The 19949-nt window shown below is 42.4% G+C and carries 21 protein-coding genes and 1 pseudogene; 14 read left to right on the top strand and 8 right to left on the bottom strand.

The genetic code is table 11. The annotated features are described in order from the left end of the window. Positions 1-37: 37 nt before the first annotated feature. From amrB to AAW31_RS06295, 4 genes and pseudogenes are all read left to right on the top strand, one after another. Positions 38-873: pseudogene (gene amrB / locus AAW31_RS06310) on the top strand (AmmeMemoRadiSam system protein B). Beyond that, positions 812-1441 (top strand): AmmeMemoRadiSam system protein A, encoded by a 630-nt coding sequence (gene amrA, locus AAW31_RS06305; RefSeq protein WP_235264514.1) that lies wholly within the window; start codon positions 812-814, stop codon positions 1439-1441. The pseudogene amrB and the gene amrA overlap by 62 nt, the downstream one beginning before the upstream one ends. Further along, on the top strand, positions 1434-2525 hold the full coding sequence (amrS, locus tag AAW31_RS06300; RefSeq protein WP_046849597.1) for an AmmeMemoRadiSam system radical SAM enzyme: 1092 nt from the start codon (positions 1434-1436) through the stop codon (positions 2523-2525). Before amrA ends, amrS begins: the two co-directional genes overlap by 8 nt. 1 nt (position 2526) lies before the next feature. Then, entirely contained in the window at positions 2527-3165 is a 639-nt protein-coding gene (locus AAW31_RS06295; RefSeq protein WP_046849596.1) for a dienelactone hydrolase family protein, read from the top strand. On the opposite strand, the gene AAW31_RS06290 is transcribed toward AAW31_RS06295, so the two are convergent. Further along, positions 3166-3795, bottom strand: coding sequence for a phosphoribosyltransferase (locus AAW31_RS06290; RefSeq protein WP_046849595.1), 630 nt, complete (start codon positions 3793-3795; stop codon positions 3166-3168). Between the two features lie 244 nt (positions 3796-4039). Between AAW31_RS06290 and AAW31_RS06285 the strand changes: the two genes are divergently transcribed. From AAW31_RS06285 to AAW31_RS06270, 4 genes are all read left to right on the top strand, one after another. Beyond that, positions 4040-4558, top strand: coding sequence for a BCAM0308 family protein (locus tag AAW31_RS06285; protein WP_046849594.1), 519 nt, complete (start codon positions 4040-4042; stop codon positions 4556-4558). Between the two features lie 64 nt (positions 4559-4622). After that, positions 4623-5138: an Hsp20/alpha crystallin family protein gene (locus tag AAW31_RS06280; protein ID WP_046849593.1), complete on the top strand. Its 516-nt coding sequence runs from the start codon at positions 4623-4625 to the stop codon at positions 5136-5138. Between the two features lie 72 nt (positions 5139-5210). Next, positions 5211-5891: a DnaA regulatory inactivator Hda gene (gene hda, locus AAW31_RS06275; protein WP_046849592.1), complete on the top strand. Its 681-nt coding sequence runs from the start codon at positions 5211-5213 to the stop codon at positions 5889-5891. After that, positions 5888-6550 carry a histidinol-phosphatase gene (locus AAW31_RS06270; RefSeq protein WP_046849591.1) on the top strand — a complete coding sequence of 221 codons (663 nt, stop codon included), beginning with the start codon at positions 5888-5890 and terminating at the stop codon, positions 6548-6550. The genes hda and AAW31_RS06270 overlap by 4 nt, the downstream gene beginning before the upstream one ends. Here AAW31_RS06270 and AAW31_RS21200 read toward each other — a convergent pair. The 3 genes from AAW31_RS21200 to AAW31_RS06260 form a co-directional block, all read right to left on the bottom strand. Beyond that, positions 6537-6707 (bottom strand): hypothetical protein, encoded by a 171-nt coding sequence (locus AAW31_RS21200; protein ID WP_158441411.1) that lies wholly within the window; start codon positions 6705-6707, stop codon positions 6537-6539. The two genes, AAW31_RS06270 and AAW31_RS21200, sit on opposite strands and share 14 nt — an antisense overlap. A gap of 58 nt (positions 6708-6765) precedes the next feature. Then, on the bottom strand, positions 6766-7017 hold the full coding sequence (locus AAW31_RS20465; protein WP_144412863.1) for a hypothetical protein: 252 nt from the start codon (positions 7015-7017) through the stop codon (positions 6766-6768). Positions 7018-7183: 166 nt separating this feature from the next. Then, positions 7184-7639, bottom strand: coding sequence for a hydrogenase maturation protease (locus AAW31_RS06260; RefSeq protein ID WP_046849589.1), 456 nt, complete (start codon positions 7637-7639; stop codon positions 7184-7186). Positions 7640-8488: 849 nt separating this feature from the next. Between AAW31_RS06260 and AAW31_RS06255 the strand changes: the two genes are divergently transcribed. The 6 genes from AAW31_RS06255 to AAW31_RS06230 all read left to right on the top strand — a co-directional run bounded on the left by AAW31_RS06255 (position 8489) and on the right by AAW31_RS06230 (position 14560). Further along, positions 8489-10318 (top strand): fatty acyl-AMP ligase, encoded by a 1830-nt coding sequence (locus AAW31_RS06255; protein ID WP_046849588.1) that lies wholly within the window; start codon positions 8489-8491, stop codon positions 10316-10318. A 13-nt stretch (positions 10319-10331) separates the two neighbouring features. After that, on the top strand, positions 10332-11252 hold the full coding sequence (locus AAW31_RS06250) for an NAD-dependent epimerase/dehydratase family protein (RefSeq protein ID WP_046849587.1): 921 nt from the start codon (positions 10332-10334) through the stop codon (positions 11250-11252). A 16-nt stretch (positions 11253-11268) separates the two neighbouring features. Then, positions 11269-11526: an acyl carrier protein gene (locus tag AAW31_RS06245; protein WP_046849586.1), complete on the top strand. Its 258-nt coding sequence runs from the start codon at positions 11269-11271 to the stop codon at positions 11524-11526. Then, positions 11523-12710 (top strand): serine palmitoyltransferase, encoded by a 1188-nt coding sequence (gene spt / locus AAW31_RS06240; protein ID WP_082110353.1) that lies wholly within the window; start codon positions 11523-11525, stop codon positions 12708-12710. The genes AAW31_RS06245 and spt overlap by 4 nt, the downstream gene beginning before the upstream one ends. A gap of 81 nt (positions 12711-12791) precedes the next feature. Beyond that, positions 12792-13529 (top strand): peptidoglycan editing factor PgeF, encoded by a 738-nt coding sequence (gene pgeF / locus AAW31_RS06235; RefSeq protein WP_046849585.1) that lies wholly within the window; start codon positions 12792-12794, stop codon positions 13527-13529. Positions 13530-13765: 236 nt separating this feature from the next. Continuing rightward, positions 13766-14560, top strand: coding sequence for a ZIP family metal transporter (locus tag AAW31_RS06230; RefSeq protein WP_046849584.1), 795 nt, complete (start codon positions 13766-13768; stop codon positions 14558-14560). A 154-nt stretch (positions 14561-14714) separates the two neighbouring features. Here AAW31_RS06230 and AAW31_RS06225 read toward each other — a convergent pair whose 3' ends face one another. The 4 genes from AAW31_RS06225 to acpP are packed head-to-tail and all read right to left on the bottom strand — an operon-like array spanning position 14715 to position 19899. Next, a complete protein-coding gene (locus AAW31_RS06225; protein WP_046849583.1) occupies positions 14715-17303 on the bottom strand; it encodes a glycosyltransferase family 39 protein in 2589 nt (862 codons plus the stop codon). A gap of 52 nt (positions 17304-17355) precedes the next feature. Next, the gene (gene mltG / locus AAW31_RS06220) at positions 17356-18366 is read right to left on the bottom strand and encodes an endolytic transglycosylase MltG (RefSeq protein WP_046849582.1); all 1011 of its coding nucleotides are present in this window, start codon (positions 18364-18366) and stop codon (positions 17356-17358) included. Positions 18367-18381: 15 nt separating this feature from the next. Continuing rightward, complete coding sequence (gene fabF, locus AAW31_RS06215) at positions 18382-19623, bottom strand: beta-ketoacyl-ACP synthase II (protein ID WP_046849581.1); 1242 nt, start codon at positions 19621-19623, stop codon at positions 18382-18384. 30 nt (positions 19624-19653) lie between these two features. Continuing rightward, positions 19654-19899, bottom strand: coding sequence for an acyl carrier protein (acpP, locus tag AAW31_RS06210; protein ID WP_046849580.1), 246 nt, complete (start codon positions 19897-19899; stop codon positions 19654-19656). Positions 19900-19949: the final 50 nt, after the last annotated feature.

The following is a 19949-nucleotide window of genomic DNA, read 5'->3' as shown; positions in this document are numbered from 1 at the left end:
TTTTTAAGAGATTACCCTTATATTAGCGGTCATCTGATTGAGGGAAATTTTTCATGGTTACCGTCCGCCCCCTGCTGTAGCAGGGCTATTTCATCCAGCCGATTCGCAACAACTAGCTGAGCATATCGAGCAATTATTGAGCGCTGCCCAGTCGCATAAATTAATACTTAAAGCATTGATTGTGCCGCATGCTGGCTATATCTATTCGGGTGCGATTGCAGCGTCAGCGTACATCACGCTTTGTTCCTTTGTTGAGTGTATTCGGCGTATCATCTTGCTAGGTCCGGCGCACCATGTGGCAGTACGTGGTTTGGCGTTGCCGGATGTTAATGCTTTTACCTCACCACTAGGTCAAATGATGATTGATACAGCCGCCATCACTGACATCATACATTTACCCCAGGTGACGGTCAGCCCGCAAGCGCATGCGTTGGTGCATTCCTTGGAAGTGCAATTGCCATTTTTGCAAAGTACTTAACGGATTTCTCGATTGTACCTTTGGTCGTGGGGATGTCCTTGGCTGAGGAAATCGCTGAAGTATTGGATTGTTTATGGGAAAGTGAGAAAACCTTGATTATTGTGAGCCCCGATCTGTCGCACTATCTATCCTATGCTATCGCGCAACGTGAAGATAGTCAGACTGCTTCCTCTATTCTTCAATTAAACCACACTGTCGATCATGAACATGCCTGTGGTGCGATGCCCATTAATGGCTTGATGCTGGCTGCACGCAAACATCACTTGACTCCGCATTTACTGGATTTGCGCAACTCGGGTGATACCGCAGGCCCGCGCGGGCAGGTAATGGGTTATGGTGCATTTGCTTGCACATTGCTCAATTCACCGCTTGGGAACACTGACTATGCTGCCTGAGCAAGGAAGAGGGCTATTATCAATTGCGCGGGCTGCGATTGCTCGTGCTTTGAATATTGCGTACCGGTCGGAGAGCGATGAGCATGCGCCTTGGCTGCAAGAGTTGGGTGCGTGTTTTGTTACGCTGATGCAGGAGGGGAAATTGCGTGGTTGTATTGGCTCACTTGAGGCGCAACGATCATTATTAATGGATGTCAAACGCAATGCGGTGTCTGCTGCTTTACATGATCCATGCTTCGCACCTTTGCTTACCGCTGAGTTTGATGATACCCATATCGAAATTTCGTTGCTGTCATCGAGGCTGGCGATGTTAGTGCAAGACGAAGCGGATGCGCTGGCGCAGCTGCGACCTGGTATAGATGGCATCGTGTTTGAATGTGGTTGCTATCGCAGTACATTTCTGCCCCAAGTATGGCAGGAGCTTTCACAGCCTCATCAATTTCTCGCCATGTTGAAGCGGAAGGCAGGGTTACCTGCAGATTTTTGGGCAGAAGGGATCAAGCTGTCGCGTTATACCGTAACCAAATGGCGTGAAGTTGAAGATATGGAGGAATACCTAAATGGATGAACCGATTAGCAGTGCAGAACGATATCCTGCTAAGTATTGGCATTGGTTGAGTGATGGACGTATCCAATGTGATTTGTGTCCACGTGATTGTAGATTGCATGAAGGACAGCGCGGTGTCTGCTTCGTGCGCGGCCGGCTAGATGATGAAATGGCGCTGACGACCTATGGTCGTTCTTCGGGTTTCTGTGTTGATCCTATTGAAAAAAAGCCGCTGAATCACTTTTATCCGGGCAGCAGCGTGCTGTCGTTTGGCACTGCAGGGTGTAATCTTGCCTGCAAATTTTGTCAGAACTGGGATATTTCCAAATCACGTAATTTCGATAATCTTGCTGATCAGGCAAGCTCGGAAGCTATTGCGCGAACTGCTGAACGTTTGGGTTGTAAAAGTGTTGCTTTTACTTATAACGACCCGGTCATTTTTGCAGAATATGCCATGGATGTGGCCGATGCATGTCATGAGCGCAATATTAAGACCGTCGCAGTTACTGCCGGGTATATCCATGCTGAGCCTCGGCGCGATTTCTTCGCTAAAATGGATGCCGCTAATGTCGATCTAAAAGCATTTACAGAGGAATTTTATGTCAAGCAAACCGGCTCGCGCTTGCAGCCAGTGCTCGAGACATTGAAATACCTCAAGCACGAAACGCAGGTATGGCTTGAGCTAACTACATTATTAATCCCCGGGCTCAATGATTCTACAGAAGAGTTGCAGGCACTGAGTGAATGGGTGGCAAGAGAACTTGGTGTGGAGGTGCCGATACACTTCACCGCATTTCATCCCGACTACAAAATGATTGATATGCCAAGCACTCCAATGAGTACGCTTATTCGAGCGCGTAACATTGCCCACATGGCAGGGCTCAATTACGTTTATACGGGAAATATGCATAATAAAGACGGAGATATCACCTTCTGCCCATCATGTAGTACCACCTTGATTGAGCGTGACTGGTATGAAATCGCCCACTATCGTCTCACTTCCAATAGCCATTGTCCTGATTGCGATATTGCTATTGCAGGACGTTTTGATGAATATGCCGAGACATTTGGCAGACGGCGCATGTCGGTTACTATAGGAGGTTAGTATGAGTGAGGTATTGATTCAGGATGGCGCTGCCCGACTAGGTGGTGAATTGGTGTTACCATCTGCTGCAGCAGGTGTGGTGTTATTTGCGCATGGCAGTGGTAGTAGCCGCTTTAGTCCCCGTAATACCTATGTAGCCAAAGTGCTACAGGATCATGGGATCGGCACGCTATTATTTGATCTGCTGACGCAAGAAGAAGATCGGGATTATGCAACACGCTTTGATATCGAATTGCTCACACGACGTCTGCTTGCCGCCACCGCATGGTTGGAAGGGGAATCAAAGACGCAATCATCGCAAGCAGGATATTTTGGTGCCAGTACAGGCGCTGCCGCTGCACTGCAGGCTGCCGCAAAATTGGGGAATAAAATTACGGCTATCGTGTCGCGCGGTGGGCGCCCTGATCTCGCTGGTGAACAGGCCTTAAGAGAAGTTAATGCTCCTACCTTGCTACTTGTTGGTGGAGCAGATTACGAGGTGATTGAATTAAATCAACAAGCTTATTCACTATTGAATTGTGAAAAGCGACTTACCTTGATTTCAGGAGCAACCCACTTATTTGAGGAACCTGGCACGCTGGAACAGGTTGCGCGTCATGCAGCAGACTGGTTTGTCCAGCATTTCAGTATTCCCAAATAATTATTTGTCGTTTTTGCTCAATAGCGTAATCACCTCCTCATCACTAACCTGAGGAAATGACTGATAAAATTGTCCTACTGAGTAAAACAGTTCTGGTGCCTCCAGGCAAACGATCTCATCAGCATAAGGTGTAACTTTAGCCAAAGTATCAGGTGGTGCAACGGGTACCGCACATATCAATTTTTGAGGATGTTTAGCGCGTACGGCATGCAGAGCAGCAATCATAGTAGAGCCGGTTGCCAGACCATCATCTACTATGATCACGATACGTCCTTGTGGATCAAGAGGTGGACGAATCGGTGTATAACTGTTGCGCCGTTCATGCATGACTTCGAGTTGAGACGTTTTTTCCTGCTCAATATAAGCTGGATTGCTTACCACTTGATGGGCATATTCGGCCAGGTAAGTCCAACCTGTTTCATCTATTGAGCCAATTGCAAATTCCGGGTTGTCAGGAGCACGTAATTTACGCACGAGCACGACATCCATGTCACCCTTTAGCGTATCGGCAATAATTTTCGCCATTGGTACAGCACCACGTGGAATCGCTAATACCAATGGATGCTGACCCTGATACGGATTCAGTTGCTCTGCCAATAAGATGGCTGCTTCTTTACGATCATGAAACATTTCTTTTTCCTCCTTTCTGGCTGTTACTCAAACCATCCGCTTAAATGGATAGTGTAATCAGTTTTATGACGGCAGTCTGGTTAATCATTTAAAAGAGAGGTAGGATATGAGACTTAAGAATGCAGAATCCGTAGATCCGTAGTTTTGATCGATCAAAAAGTAATATGATCTAAATTGAACCTTGTGCCTTATTAAATCAAGTCATGACACTTATATTTCATATTTATTAAAGGAGGCATGTGCTATGAGTCATTCTAATAAAAGTTTTTCTACGGTCCCCCCTGGCTTCTATACGATTACTCGACGTGATGGTATTTTTCAGGAGAAAGTACACGATGCTTATAAGCTCAGAGGTAAGTTACATGAACCAACCGTTTGTCCAGAATGTAATGCAGTTTTTCATGAGGGACGCTGGCAGTGGTTGCCTGCGCCAGCAAACGCACATCAAGAAATGTGCTCTGCTTGCCATCGCATTCATGATCATTATCCGGCGGGTTTTTTGACTCTGGAAGGGCCTTTCTTTTTAGCGCATCGCGAAGAAATCATGCATCTAGTGCATCATGAGGAAAAGTACCAGCGTGCAGAACATCCCGTTAAGCGCATCATGGAGATTGAAGAAAAACCTGATTCCACATTGATTACTACTACAGATATCCATCTTGCGCGTGGGATGGGCGAAAAGATCCATGATTCTTATCAGGGCGAGCTCGAGTTTCACTATAATCCGGAAGAAAACTTGCTACGAGTGAGCTGGTCACGTTGATAGTATCCTTGATTATAAGATAATGATTAATCTATTTTTTAAATGATGAAATGGAGGGAGAATTATGCTCGAATCATTAAAAGAGGCAGGAAAAAGCATTGGTCGTGAGTTGGGCCGTGCATGGGAAAATCTGTCTGATGGTTGGCGCGAATTGCTCACTCGGAGCGGAGAAGCGCTAACTCATTTTGGCCGTAATAAAGATGACAAAAATGAAGTGACTACTGAAAGTGAAAGTCAACTACCCGTTTTTCCACGATGGGGTTTACTAGCAGGAGAAGTGGAGGAAACAGATAAGGAGATCGTTGTGCGCGTGGAAGCGCCTGGTATTGAGAAGGAAGATTGGCAAATTACCATTGATGGAAACAAACTCTATTTAAGTGGAGAAAAACGCTTCGAAAGGGTTACCCATGATAGTACTTACCATATTATGGAACGTGCTTATGGATCCTTCCAGCGCTCGATTCCATTGCCACACAATGTGGATATTGATAGAGCAGAAGCTAATTACAAGAATGGTGTATTGACTATACATTTGCCAAAAATTGGAGACTATAAGTCTAGAACGGTTCGTTTGTCCTGAAGTAAATATTGATGATTGTATCGATAGACAAATGATGCAGGATTGTTCTTGAAATGGTTCCAGTATGCATCCATGAAACAACTATTACTCGATATTTCGTCACCACGGCCTCCTACACTGGAGAATTTTATTCCAGGACATAATTTTGAGCTGCTACAAACGCTTAAAAATGCTTTAACCAATCAAAATCTAGAGCGTTTTATTTACGTATGGGGCAATTCTGGATGTGGTAAAAGCCATTTGTTGCAGGCAGTAGTTGAGGCATTTATTCAACAAGAACTCAAAGCAATGTATGTTTCATGCGAAATTAATAGTGAGTTTGCGTTTGAGGCCGCTTCTATTCGTTGTATGGCAATTGATAATGTAGAGCGATTAGGGGCGGCTGCCCAAATCAGATTATTTAACTTTTATAACCAAGTGCGAGAGGAGGGAGATGCATTGTTTTTGGTAAGTGGTGAAGTATCCCCTGCACGGCTGTCTTTACGGCAAGATTTAGTTACGCGTCTTGCCTGGGGGTTGGTTTATCAGATACATGAATTAAATGATGAGGAAAAGAGAGAAGCTATGAAGAATCATGCAATCAGTTGCGGATTTGAGCTGCCTTATGAGATTTGCGATTATTTGCTGCAGCATCAGCAGCGTAATTTACCTGCTCTGATCAGAGTAATTGATGCATTGGACCGCTACTCTCTTGCTAAGCAGCGACCAATAACACTTCCTTTATTGCGCGAATTATTACAGGTAGCCTTATGAAGTTGGCTTTATTTGATTTAGATAATACACTCCTTGCCGGAGATAGTGATTTTCAATGGGCGCAATTTCTAATTGAACAGAGAGTGCTTGATCGTGAAGTGTATGAAGCGCGCAACATCGAATTTTATGAGCAATACAAAGCGGGTACACTGGATATTCATGAATTTCTCGATTTTCAGCTAAAGCCATTAGCGCGTCACTCACGAGAGCAGCTTGATGCATGGCGCAGTGAATTTATTCAAAAAAAAATCATGCCATTGATTGCGCCTGGTGCGCATGATCTGGTTGCTAAGCATAAACTTGAACGTAATGTATGCATCATCATAACAGCAACCAATAGTTTTGTAACTGCTCCAATTGCACGGATATTAGGCATTGATCACCTAATTGCAACTGAGCCAGAACAAAAAGAAGGTCAATTCACAGGCCGAGTATCAGGAATACCCTCCTTCAGAGAAGGGAAAATCACGCGATTAGAGCAATGGTTGGATAAGCATAATCTTACTTGGCTCTCTTTTCTGGAAAGCTGGTTTTACAGTGATTCTCTGAATGATTTGCCGCTTCTGAAGAAAGTGACGCATCCTGTTGCCGTTGATCCTGATGCTACTCTTGAGGGATATGCGCAACAGAATGGATGGCCAATTATTAGCTTGCGATAGTTTTATGTCCGGCAATTTCCTTACCCTTCTCAAAGGTTACAGTATGACATTTGTGCTGGTGAGGGGGGTAAAGCTGGCGGGTCCTTTCTGTTACCCCTTCAGCATGTTTAGGTGGTAGTCTGCCTACGAGAATATGATGCGATTTCTGCTCTGCCATGGTGACCGGTGCCCCTTGAGATGGCGCTTGCCGATCAAAGTATCGCTTGCCCAATTACCTATACGCGTGCTTTGCTCAACCATTCCGTGCGGGTCATCGATGCTGATCTTGTTGCGAATTGTGCCACACCGCTTTCTTCCGTTTGCATAGCACTTGTGTCGCGGTCTCTGACTGCGCATAGGTTGGCCACTATCCCCCGGTTTGTCTGAATAGAGGCACTATTTACCATTCTCTTCTTGCTTAAAACCTGCTTTCCATAACCTCTGAATCTGATACGTTGCTCTCGGATAAGCTGTTGCCAGTGCTTCATCTATACTTCTTTTATTTGATCGTTCAAGAAGCTCAGCTGCTATTGTAGCTTGCCTCTTGCTCTTGTTAGCCTTATAAAAATACACTTCAAACTTGAATTCTCCTGTTCTTATCGAAACGAAACTTCAAAAATCCATTTGAAGAAATGATAGATGGTACGAAGTTTTTCATAAGATTTTGAGATCATCCATTTCACATAATCTGCTGACAAACTTTACTGCTGCCTCAAGATTTGCGTCTGCTCTGTTGCTTAGCGCAGCACCAAGCTCAAAATGATAGCCTCGAATCCGAAGTAAAAAAGTTTGTGGTGCAGCCTGTCCATACACTTCCTGATACACGTGTAATAAGGTGGATGGAGTCATGGCATGTGTCGAGTAGCTCCTGTCTTTTTCTGCTACTACTTTGGAATAAACAAATGGTTCCGCGCATGATAAGTCTGCATCGATAAACAATGCCTGATGACATCTGGCCACGTCCATCACATGCTCAATCTGGAGCTGCATATCACTTTGGCATTCGACGTGGCTAAATCCCAATAATGCAATATGATCAATAAGATTGGGACCAAGTGCGTCATCGCCACGACCTGGGTTACCGTAGCCAAATAACAGCAGTCTGGGCATGAGTAATGTAAAATATACTACTTAGAGAGGTATCGGAAAAAAATTCAGGATTAGCTGGCCTCTTATGGATATTTGATATTTGTCTTTAACTATCTGATATGTCGTATCATAATTAGCCTTATTGATTTTAACGGCTTGGGTGCATATGAGAAGGAGTATTGCTGTACTCAATATTCAATTAATTTTTTCACTCTTACAGCAATATCCTATTTTTGCTTTTAAAGATATTAAATATTTTAAAACAATCCCTTTTCTTACATTGAAGAGTAGATTGTATCCAAATGCATTATTGCCTGCCTATCGGTTATTTCTTAATATTATTTTATAGGTAAGAAGCGGAATTGGTAGAAATTAATCCGATACTACTGGCTTGCAACATTTCCGGTTTATTAGTTTGATTAAACATTATTCCTGGATCAGATTAAACATTCTGGTTCCCGCCTAATTTTATTTTCTTGAAAAAGAATAGTTCTATTGTTACGGCTAAGATCAGCTTGAGATTACTATTCATTGTGGCGGTAATTATGCACGTTCATTATGCATCAGTTTAAATTTTTGCTCATAAAATTTAAATTAGAAATTAAAGTCTTATAGATTGAATTAATGATAATAAGACTGTTGCTATAAAACAACACATAATTAATATAACCTTGACAGGGAAATCACCCTTACTATAAGCTCCTTCGTCAGCGAATATGAGACAGTTGTATTTAATAAGCAACGAAAAATAGAAGCAATAGAAGCGTATGGATGATTATCTAACGCATTGATAAGAATGTCTTTGGGGATTATTGCGTTAAAATAGTTTTAGAATAAGATGACCAGCACCATTACTTCGAGGGGAAGATCTTGAGTTCGACAATAATTACGCTGGGGGATCCGCTAATGCAAGAATCTGATACTCAGCCTTCAAGCAAATTGTCAATGGCAGCGACACCTACAGCTAACACGCTGCCTCAACGATTAGCAGATTTTGATACGTTGACGGATGCGCTGGAATATGCGGCAGCCGGAACGACAGGATACAATTTTTATGATGCAAAGGGTGGAGTACGATCGGTACTTTCCTATAGTGCACTTAAACAAAGCGCACTTATGGCCGCTCGCCGCTTGTCTAGTTTCGGTTTGGCGCGCGGAGACCGTGTAGCATTAATTGCTGATACAACACCTGAGTTTATTGAATTGTTTTTCGCGTGCCGTTATGCAGGCCTTGTTCCTTTTGCAATGCCAATACCGGTTAATCTTGGTAGCCATGCGATATATGTTCGACAATTGCGCGGTATGCTTGAAAGTAGCCAAGCAAGTATTGCAATAGCTAATCTTGATTTTATTGGTTTTCTTGAAGAAGCTGCTGAAGGTTTAAATACTGATCATTTGCAATGGGTTGGAACACCTAGTCAACTTGAGTTGCTTCCAGAGATAGAAGTGGTTTTTCAACCTAATTCCCCGGAAGAAACTGCTTATTTACAATTTACCTCAGGTAGTACACGCATGCCTCGTGGTGTGGTTATAACAGAACAGGCCTTGATGTGTAATCTTCGCGGGATCGTACGTAATGGATTGGAAGTACGCGCAAAAGATCGTTGTGCTTCCTGGCTTCCGTTTTATCATGATATGGGTTTGGTAGGCCTCGTATTATCGCCAATGGCTGCACAGTTATCGGTGGATTATCTCGCAACACGAGATTTTGCAATTAGACCATTACAATGGTTAAAATTGATTAGCCGTAACCGATGTACTATTGCTTTTAGTCAACCGTTTGGCCTCAAACTTTGTGCATTAAGAGTTCGTGAGTCTGATCTGAAGGAGCTCGATCTAAGCTGCTGGCGTGCAGCGGGTATCGGAGCTGAAATGATTCGGCCAGATATATTACGAAATTTTGCAGATAAATTTTCTGCGGCAGGATTTGATGAGCGTGCTTTTTTACCCTGCTATGGCTTGGCAGAATCGACTCTCGCGGTATCTTTTTCGAAGATTAACCAAGGAGTAATGAGTATCCAAGTCGATACCAAAACGTTAGTAGAAAAGAAAATGGCCGTTCGGGTACAAGCAGAAGGTAGAAAATTTAATGAGTTTGTCAATTGTGGCAGGCCACTTCCTGAGCATACAGTTAAGATTGTTGATGATAATGGAGAAGAATTACCTCAGATGATGGTTGGAAGTGTTTTAGTCCGGGGGGATAGCATTATGACCGGATACTTTAATAACCATGAAGAAACTAAAAAAGCACTAAAGCCAGGGAAATGGCTTGATACAGGTGATATTGGCTTTATTCTTGAAGGTGATTTGTACATTACGGGACGTCGTACTGATGTTATTATTGTTAACGGCCGAAATATTCGTGCTCAAGATATAGAAGAACTTGCTGAACAACAGCCTGAAGTAAGATCACGAGAAGCATCAGCCTTTGGCATTAGTGGATCTGATGATACAACAATCGTCGTATTAGTGGTTGAGTGCCGTTTAACCTCCGTGGAAGAAAGGCAATCACTCATGAGTCGATTGCAACAAATGGTTTATATGGCTTTTGGTGTTAACTGCCTTGTTGAATTAGTGCCACCTCATACGCTTCCAAGAACATCGTCTGGTAAGCTGTCGCGTTTTGCGGCACGTCAAGGATTCCTTCAACGTGCAAATATAGCTGATCAGATATCCGTAGTTCAATCTGGAGACAGATAACAGATAATCGTAAATGTCACAAGTAGTGGCAGTAACGGGTGCCACTGGATTTATCGGCCGAGCATTGCTTGATACTCTGCTAGAAAGTAAATGGAGAATTCGCGCATTAACTCGGAAGTTCTCATCTGTAAAACGAGAAAATCTAGAGTGGGTACATGGAGACTTGGATAACCACGAGTCACTGCGGCGGCTTGTCTCAGGAGCATATGCTGTCATACATTGTGCTGGCGCAGTAAGAGGTAACTCTTTAGAAAGCTTTTTACAGAATAACGTAGTGGGAACAGATAATCTCCTGCGCGCAATCCTGGAGCAAAACTTAAGTCCTCGCTTCCTTTTTGTATCTTCTCTGGCAGCAAGAGAATCAAAGCTTTCATGGTATGCAACTAGTAAATTTAAAGCTGAGCAACTAATCAATAGTTGTTCAGACAATATGCCATGTACGATCTTTCGTCCTGCAGCTGTATATGGTCCTGGTGACAAAGAACTTCAGCCTCTTTTTAAGGCAACTCACTACGGTGTGCTACCTGCAATCGGTGATTTAATTAATCATTTCGGATTGTTGCATGTGAATGATTTGGTGTCAGCAATTCAATATTGGTTGTGTACTGATAAGCCCATTAAAGGAACTTTTGAGATTGATGATGGCACGCCGGGTGGTTATACCTACCGATCAGTGGCTGCTATTGCACAAGATGTTTTAGGAAAGCCTGTCAGATGTATTAGATTACCTGATTTAATACTGCAATTAATTGCTCATGCTAATTTATGGGCGTCTCGCTTATTAGGTTACTCGCCAATGCTGACTCCTGGAAAAGTATGTGAATTACAACATCCAGACTGGGTGTGCGATATAACGCCTCTGCGGCAAAATTTAGTGAACTGGTATCCTAATTTCCGCCTCTGTGATACATTGCCACAATTGATCAAACTTTAGATTTTTTAATTAACCAATGGTAGAAATTAACCAAGAAGACATTCTGGATTTATTATGTCGACGCTTAGCAAGTTTTGCCAATGCAGAACAGGAAATTACGCCAGAAACCAATCTTATTACTCAATTGGCGATTGATTCCATAAAATTATTGAATCTCATTATGGAATTAGAAGATAACTTTGATATTTCTATTCCGCTAAATGCTCTCACAGATGTCGTTACTGTGTATGATCTTGCTAATTTAATTTACAGAATCAAGTCTGATTCAAAATGAATTTACTCGAAAAACTTGATGCAGCAGCCGCAGCCAGGAAAGCTCAATTACCCACTGGATTAAGTGCCTTTGGAATACCCATAGAAGAAATCTATTCTCCAACAGAAGCGAAAATCGGTCAGCGCCGGATTCTGCTTCTTGGCACTAATAACTACCTAGGGCTTAGCTTTGCACCGGAATGTAGAGAAGCAGCGCATGAAGCGATAGATAAAGAAGGAACGGGTACCACTGGCTCTCGAATGGCAAACGGAAATTATTCAGGACACCGTGCACTAGAGATGGAGTTTGCCGAATTTTATCAATGCCTGTCATGTATTGTTTTTACAACAGGTTATCAAGCAAATCTTGGAACAATCTCTGGATTAATAGGAGCAGGGGACGTAGCACTTATTGACGGTGATTCTCATGCAAGTATTTATGATGGGTGTATTCTAAGTGGAGCAGATATCATTCGCTTTCGGCATAATGATATGGCTGATTTAGAAAAACGTCTTCGACGATTAGGTGAGCGGAGCAAGAACACACTCATTATTGTTGAAGGTATCTATAGTATGCTGGGTGATCAAGCGCCTTTAGCTGAAATTGTGAACTTAAAGAATGCTTATGGTAGTACTTTACTCCTTGATGAGGCACATTCACTTGGTGTTTTAGGTGAAACTGGACAAGGTTTAGCTGAGAAAACTAAGCTCAGCAGTGAAATTGATTTTATTACAGGTACTTTTAGTAAAAGTTTATGTGGTATAGGCGGTTATTGTGTCAGCAATCATCCGCAACTTGATCAGTTGCGCTATGTGAGTCATCCTTATATTTTTACAGCTTCACCTTCGCCAGCTACCATTGCAGCAACACGTGTCGCTTTAAGATTGCTCCGTAATGGTAGTAAATTACGTGAACAGCTTTGGAGAAACGCACAGCAACTCTATTCACACCTTAAAATAGTGGGATATCAAGTTGGTCCGGAACCTGGTCCTATCGTAGCAACTATATTAGATAATCCACAGCAGGCATTAGCCTTGTGGAACGGCTTGTTGGAGAATAATATTTACGTCAATTTGATTCTTCCGCCAGCTGCACCTGAAGGTAAATCATTGGTTCGGTGCAGTGTAAATGCAGCGCACACTGCTGAGCAAATAGAGTATGTTTGTCAAACTTTTTCTAAGTTGTATCCATCAATTATTCAGTGAAAATTACTTGGATTTATTGAGTATGCTGGCAGTAGTACTAATTGCTATTTTCTGGCTGGCTACCAATTAACTCGCTCATTTATGCACGACTGGATTATTCCAAACTGGCCATCACCTTCCAATGTTAAAGCGATTTTCACAACCCGAAACAGTGGCGTGAGTAAAAACAGAAATGGTACTTATGCAGAATTAAATTTAGGTGATCATGTACAGGATGATTTTTTATCAGTACAACAAAATCGCGCATTAATACGGCAATATTTGCCGAATGATCCAAGCTGGTTGAAGCAAGTTCATGGGGCAAAGCCAGTGTGGGTGGACAAAAAGGTAGTAGAGCCTGAAGGTGATGCGGCATTGAGCCGTTGTAGCGGGAAGGTGTGTGCAATATTAGTAGCAGACTGTTTACCCATATTTTTATGTGATACCGCAGGGACTGTTGTAGGTGTTGCCCATGCCGGTTGGCGGGGGTTAGCTAACGGAATAATTGAAAACTCTATTTCGGAAATGGCTTGTAAGAGCTCTGAGATTATTGCGTGGCTGGGCCCTGCAATTGGTCCTAAGCATTTTGAGGTCGGAGAAGAAGTGCAGGAAATATTCTTGAAGCAAGATAGCCAATCTAGTTTCGCTTTTACTCCAAGTCAAAGTAACAAGAAATGGTTCGCGGATTTATTTATATTAGCACGGCAACGACTAACAAATGTGGGTGTGACTAAAATTTATGGCGGCTATGAGTGTACTTTTAGTAATCCAACAAGGTTTTATTCTTATCGTCGAGATGGTCAGACGGGCAGAATGGCCGCACTGATTTGGTTAACGTAACGATTAAATGATAACAAGCTACTGGGGCAAGTGTAAAATGGAGCGATCCAGTGCGAAGTAATCCCTAAATGAATCCATATCAAAGAATGAATGTACTGTTGGGTGCAAGCAACCAGCCACTAGCATCACTCTGATTAATATTCTTCAGGAAAAACTGTTTTATTCCTTGAATGGAACAGCACTAAACACGAAGTGCCGCACCTTCATCATCCTTATTTCTCCATAAAATAACTTATATGTCGACTCTTGCCTGGATCATTTTGACTAGCCTCCTTGGTGGTCTAATAAGTATTTTTTTTGCAGCTATATTGACCTTGAATACCCGTAGTTCTTGGGTATCTATGCTCGTTTCATATGCTATTGGAGCATTGTTAGGGGCAGCGTTTTTAAATACTCTCCCTGAGGCTCTAGAGCTTGCTGAGGATCCAAAGCAAATCACGATTATCGTTCTGCTCGGCATACTGCTTTTTTTTATCTTGGAGAAACTCGTCTTGTGGCGGCACTGCCATATGGATGAATGTGAAGTGCATGATCCAGAGCATGGCCACTCTATTTATGAGGCCCAAGGTGATCATGGTCGTAGCGGCCTGATGATTACGTTAGGAGACACATTTCATAATTTTGTGGATGGTATCCTGATTGCTGCAGCCTTTATGGTTGATGTTCAGCTTGGCATCGTGACTGCTATTGCAATTTTTGCCCATGAAGTCCCGCAAGAAGCTGGTGATTTCATTATTTTACTCAATTCTGGTTACAGTCGCACTCAAGCACTTTTACTTAATTTACTGTCAAGTACCTCGGCGGTAGTAGGAGGAGTATTAGCCTATTTTATGCTGCATCAACTCAATCATCTTGTTTTACCGATGCTTGCAATTGCAACAGCATGCATGATTTATGTGGCGATGGCAGATCTGATTCCGGGCTTGCATAAACGACCGGAAATAGGCGACACAATCCAACAAGTAGTGCTCATTAGCTTAGGAATCGGTTCTATTTGGCTAGTTGAGACTATGCTCAAGCATAGTCATTAAAAAGTCTCACAATATAAATCCAGCTAGCTTAGTTTATTGGCTAGTAATTCCATTTCTAAATCAAAACTGACATTGTCGGCTTCACCTTGCCGTATTATTTATACTGTCTGCGGCTCGCCTTCGTCTCATTTTTGATTTAGAAATGGAATAACTTTTAAATAGATCTGCCACGATACCCTTGGGCAGTACGGTAGTATAGAGGGCGTAAGGGCGTGCCATTCCGTGTCACTGCTTTGTATTGTATCGTACTGGGTTGGATAAGCATCCGGTCAATTTCGTTTCCTGCTCGATCATGCTCGAGTGTGTGGCGTTTTATGCCTATTAAAATAATAGGGCGGTCAGTAGCGGGGTGTGATGGATACCAGAAATCATACATGGCGCTCTTGTCCCCGAACATATTGCGTGAGCGAATATCCATATTGCTACTATCTTTAGTGTAAAAAGATAGAGCGCTTGCAATTGACCATTTGTTCATTCCTACTACAATGGGAGCTTGTCCATTCTGAGACTCGATTTCTTCAGCTATTTTTTCGATTTCAATAGCTGCTTCTTTCCAGAAATAATGCTCGGCAAGAAATTGGTAGGGTATGCCAGGAATACCTAATACCACATAATGGAGTACAAATGCATAGGCTAGCAAAGAAACAATAATAGTTGGTTGCCAAATCGCCCGTAAACGGTTAGAGACTGTCTGTAGAGCACTATTTTGTCCCATCATCCAGGCGATAGTGGGTAAAATTGCAAGCCACAGCGGACAAGTCCAATGAAATCGTGGGGTATCAAATGTACTAATACCCAAAAAAATTATCAGCGGAATGCCCGTAAATATAAATATAAATAAATTGCGTCTACGCTCACATTGATTATGCTTGCCGTTGGTACCAACATACCATAGTGCCTGCAAAGCAGCATACAAGCCTATCGGAGTTAGAATAATTGCGACATATAAGACAAGGTAATGAACAGAAAATACATGACCCCCTCCTCCAAGTCGTTCTGTTTGAAATAAGAAAGAGACCCAGTCGTTCTGAAAATTCCAAATAACAACAGGTGAAAACAACAAGAGCGCGAGGAATGCTGCGAAATAGGGATAAGGCCGAAGCAGCCAGCGTCGTGCATTGGGATCCAAGATAACAAAAGCTAGAGCGGCTATCCCTAATAATCCAATCGTATATTTAGATAACAGGCCCAGGCCAAAAGCAATTCCCATACCTAACCATGCTATCTTTCGATCAGCTATAAGTGCACGCTCCATATAGTATAAAGTAGCAGCCCAGGAGGCCATCAAAGGTGCATCAGGTGTTATCACTATGCCAGAAGCAAAGCCGAATGGCAGCACAGATAGCAGCATGATGGCACGCATGCCGGTGGATTTATTATATAAATTACGGGCAAATACATATAAGTAGCCCATTGTGATTAAACCACAGATAAAGGCTCCAATCCTTACACCAAACTCATTTTGACCTGCTATTGCAGTACCCAGCCAGATTAGCCAGGCAACCATGGGGGGATGATCAAAGAAACTCAAGTCCATGTGCTGGCTATATTGCCAATAATAAGCTTCATCAGGAATGAGTTGAGCGAGACCAAGATAGACTAGGCGCAACAAAGTAACAAAAAGTACCACTCCAACTGCGGCCACTTGCCATCGGACATTTAACGGGGGGCAATTTTTACTTTCTGGAAAAACATAAAAAGCTGAACCAAGATAATTAATTATGGCCGTTGCCGCAATTGCTGGGAATATTGCTAATTCGGCTGATAAATGCCAAGTATAAACAAGCAATGCCAGCACGCCGCCACGTAAGAGCAATGCTAACAATCCCACAGTTAAGAAACGGCCAAATTGTTGCCAATTAAGGCTGCCCTCCAAGTGCGATCGAAACGACCATTTAGAATTAAGTATATAATTAATTGTGACTGCTGCTAAAAAGCTGGTGATATGAGCCAATGCGAGCCCAAAGCTCAAATTTATCATCCATTGGAATATAAAAGCATCAACAAAAACCCCCACAAACCCAACAATTGCGAAACGGCTAGCTGTGCCGATAGAAGCTGTGCCGCCAGCCAATGTAATGAGTCGTTGGAGGTAAATCAGATGATGTGAAAGAGATAATTTTGACGTGCCATGTGTTCGGTCATGAAAGGAGATAGGGATCTCTATAATTTTAAGATTACCTTGGCCTGACATTAACAATTCAAGAAGAATTTTATACCCGCGAGCCCTTTCTGCAATATTTGCGATAAGCTCACGACGAAATGCAAAAAAACCGGAAGTCGCATCGCTCACATCACAAATAGGGCGTGCAAGAAAGCCCCCTAGACGGGATAACCATTGGCGATATAAAGGCCAACCATGAGTACTTCCACCCGAAACATATCGACTACCTACCGCAACATCATATTTACCGGTCAAGATGGGGGCAACAATCGCTGGAACTTGCTCGGGTAAATGACTCAAATCTGCATCCATTACCATGATAATATCACTTTTGGCAATAGCTACACCTGCCAGAATTGAGGCAGTCAGATCGGGTTTCTCTTGCCTCTCAACCAGATGAATATGTTTATTATGTGCTTCCCATTCACGTATTTTAGTGGGCGTTCCGTCTTTTGATCCATCATCAACAAAAATGACTTCGAAGCTGCCTGGTAACAAATCAAGCGCAAATAAACGTGATAACAGTAAATCCACATTTTCTGATTCATTAAGAGTTGGAATGACAATAGAGAATTGCATTATTTTACTTTATAAGAAAGCATCAATTCAGAAGTGTGAAGTGTTATGGTTACTACTGTTTCTGGTATTTATGCACAGCACGGTTATGGTCCTTCAGATTAGTAGAAAAATGCGATTCACCATTTCCCTTCGCAACAAAATAAAGCGCATCAGTTTCTGCTGGATTAAAAGCTGCCTGAATTGAGGCTAATCCAGGCATGGCAATAGGTGAAGGAGGAAGTCCAGACCGCATATAAGTGTTGTATTCTTGGTCAGTAAGTAAGTCCTGTTTACGCAAATTTCCATCAAAATCTTGACCTATCCCGTAAATAACAGTCGGATCAACTTGCAGTTTCATCCCTAAGCGTAGTCGATTAATTAAAACACCCGCGATCATGCTACGGTCACTTTTCTTACCAGTTTCTTTTTCAATAATCGAAGCTAGGATCAACCCTTCATATTCTGACTTTAATGGAAGAGATTCTTTTCGAGAAGACCAAGCTATTTTCAGGTGATTTTGCATTGTATGATAGGCACGTTTTAATATGCTGACATCATTGCTATTTCTTGGAAAGAAATAGGTATCCGGAAAAAATAAGCCTTCTGCTTTTAATTCAGAAGCGCCAATTAGCTGCAGAATCTCTTGTTCACCGAGATTAAGCGTATCGTGCCGAATTGCTGGGTGTTCATCTAAAGCTTTCCTAAGTTCAGAAAATGTCCAGCCTTCGATGAACCGAATTTCATTTTGCCTGATATCCCCTTTAACAAGGTATTCCAGTAATTGCAAAGGGGAGGCATCTTCAATAAGTACATATTCACCTGCTTTTATTAATGATTCATAGCCAAGCATCTTTGATAGCAAGATAAAAGACCAGGCATTAGGGAGTAGATGATCTGCAACTAATTGATTGGAAATGTCCTTTAGATTGCTACCTGATTCAATCGAAAATTCATATGGGATAAAGGGCAATTGGGTTGCAGCATTGGCCAGGTAATAAAACCAACCGATAAAAAAAATGATTCCAATGAAAATGGATAAAAAAAGTAACTTCAGTTTCCGAGATAGGCGTTTTAGCACCCACATACACCAGATAGGTAGCTAAATTTTCCGGAATACCAAAGTTCCGTTAGTTCCTCCGAACCCAAAGGAGTTTGATATAGCTAAATTTATTTTCATATTTCTGGCAGTATTGGGGACATAATCCAAGTCGCATTCCGGGTCAGGCTCAAATAGATTAATAGTCGGTGGTACGACTTGATGATAGAGTGTGAGCACAGAAAAAATTGCCTCTACTCCTCCGGCAGCACCCAATAAATGTCCAGTCATTGATTTGGTAGAATTGATGACAAGTTTCTTAGCATGATCGCCAAAACATCGTTTGACCGCAAGCGTTTCTGCTATATCGCCTAGAGGAGTTGATGTGCCATGAGCATTGATATAATCAACCTCATCGTTGTTAACTTCTGCAATCTTAAGTGCATTTGACATACACCGAGCAGCTCCTTCGCCATCTTCGCACGGAGCGGTCATGTGATGAGCGTCCGCACTCATACCGAACCCGATAAGCTCCGCGTATATTTCTGCGCCACGTCGCTTAGCATGCTCCATTTCTTCTAAAACTAAAATGCCAGCACCTTCACTTAAAATAAAGCCATCTCTACCTTTATCCCAAGGGCGACTGGCTGAAACCGGATCATCATTACGAGATGACAGTGCCCGAGCTGCAGAAAATCCTCCAATCGCAAGAGGCGTTACACATGACTCTGCGCCACCGCAAACCATAATATCTGCATCACCATATTCAATCATGCGCGCGGAGCTGCCGATAGTATGAGTTGAAGTCGTGCATGCAGTAACAATGGCCAGATTAGGTCCTTTATACCCGAACATGATGGATAAGTTGCCAGATATCATGTTGATAATAGTGCTGGGTATGAAAAATGGAGAGATTTTCCGGGGGCCACCCGCATGATAAGCAGAATCAGTATCTTCAATCATTGGCAAACCACCGATTCCAGAACCAATATTAACGCCTATGCGTTCTGGATCAAGCCCGGCTAAGTCTTCTATAGCCGCATCTTTTATTGCTTGGATTGCTGCTGCCATACCGTAATGAATAAAAATATCCATTCGCCGTGCATCCTTGGCTGATATGTACTGTGTAATATCAAAATTTTTAACTTCACCAGCAATTTGTGAAGAAAAAGGGGACGCATCAAAGCGAGTTATCTTAGTAATACCAGATTTTCCGGCAACAATGCTCTGCCAAGTATCAGAAATATTATTTCCTACAGGGGAGATAATACCCATCCCTGTAACAGCTACCCTACGTTTGGACAAAAAATACTCCAGTAGATAAAAAAAGAAAGATTAGTGAGAGGTATGTTGATTAACGTAATCAATTGCTTCTTGAACAGTATTGATTTTTTCAGCTTGTTCATCAGGAATTTCACATTCAAATTCCTCTTCCAATGCCATAACAAGTTCTACGGTATCAAGTGAATCAGCGCCTAAATCATTCACAAAGGAGGACTCATTTTTGACATCTGCTTCATTTACACCTAATTGTTCAGCTACAATTTTTTTGATACGTTGCTCTATATCTGTATTTTCCATATATGCACCCTTCCTTTTTACGTGAGAAGAACTAACCAATTTTAACAAAT

Origin of the sequence: Nitrosomonas communis (assembly GCF_001007935.1) — a bacterium.
In the GTDB taxonomy this organism is placed as follows: Bacteria; Pseudomonadota; Gammaproteobacteria; order Burkholderiales; family Nitrosomonadaceae; genus Nitrosomonas; species Nitrosomonas communis.
Note: the sequence above shows the minus strand (reverse complement) of the source record. Positions and strands in the feature narration are given on the sequence as shown.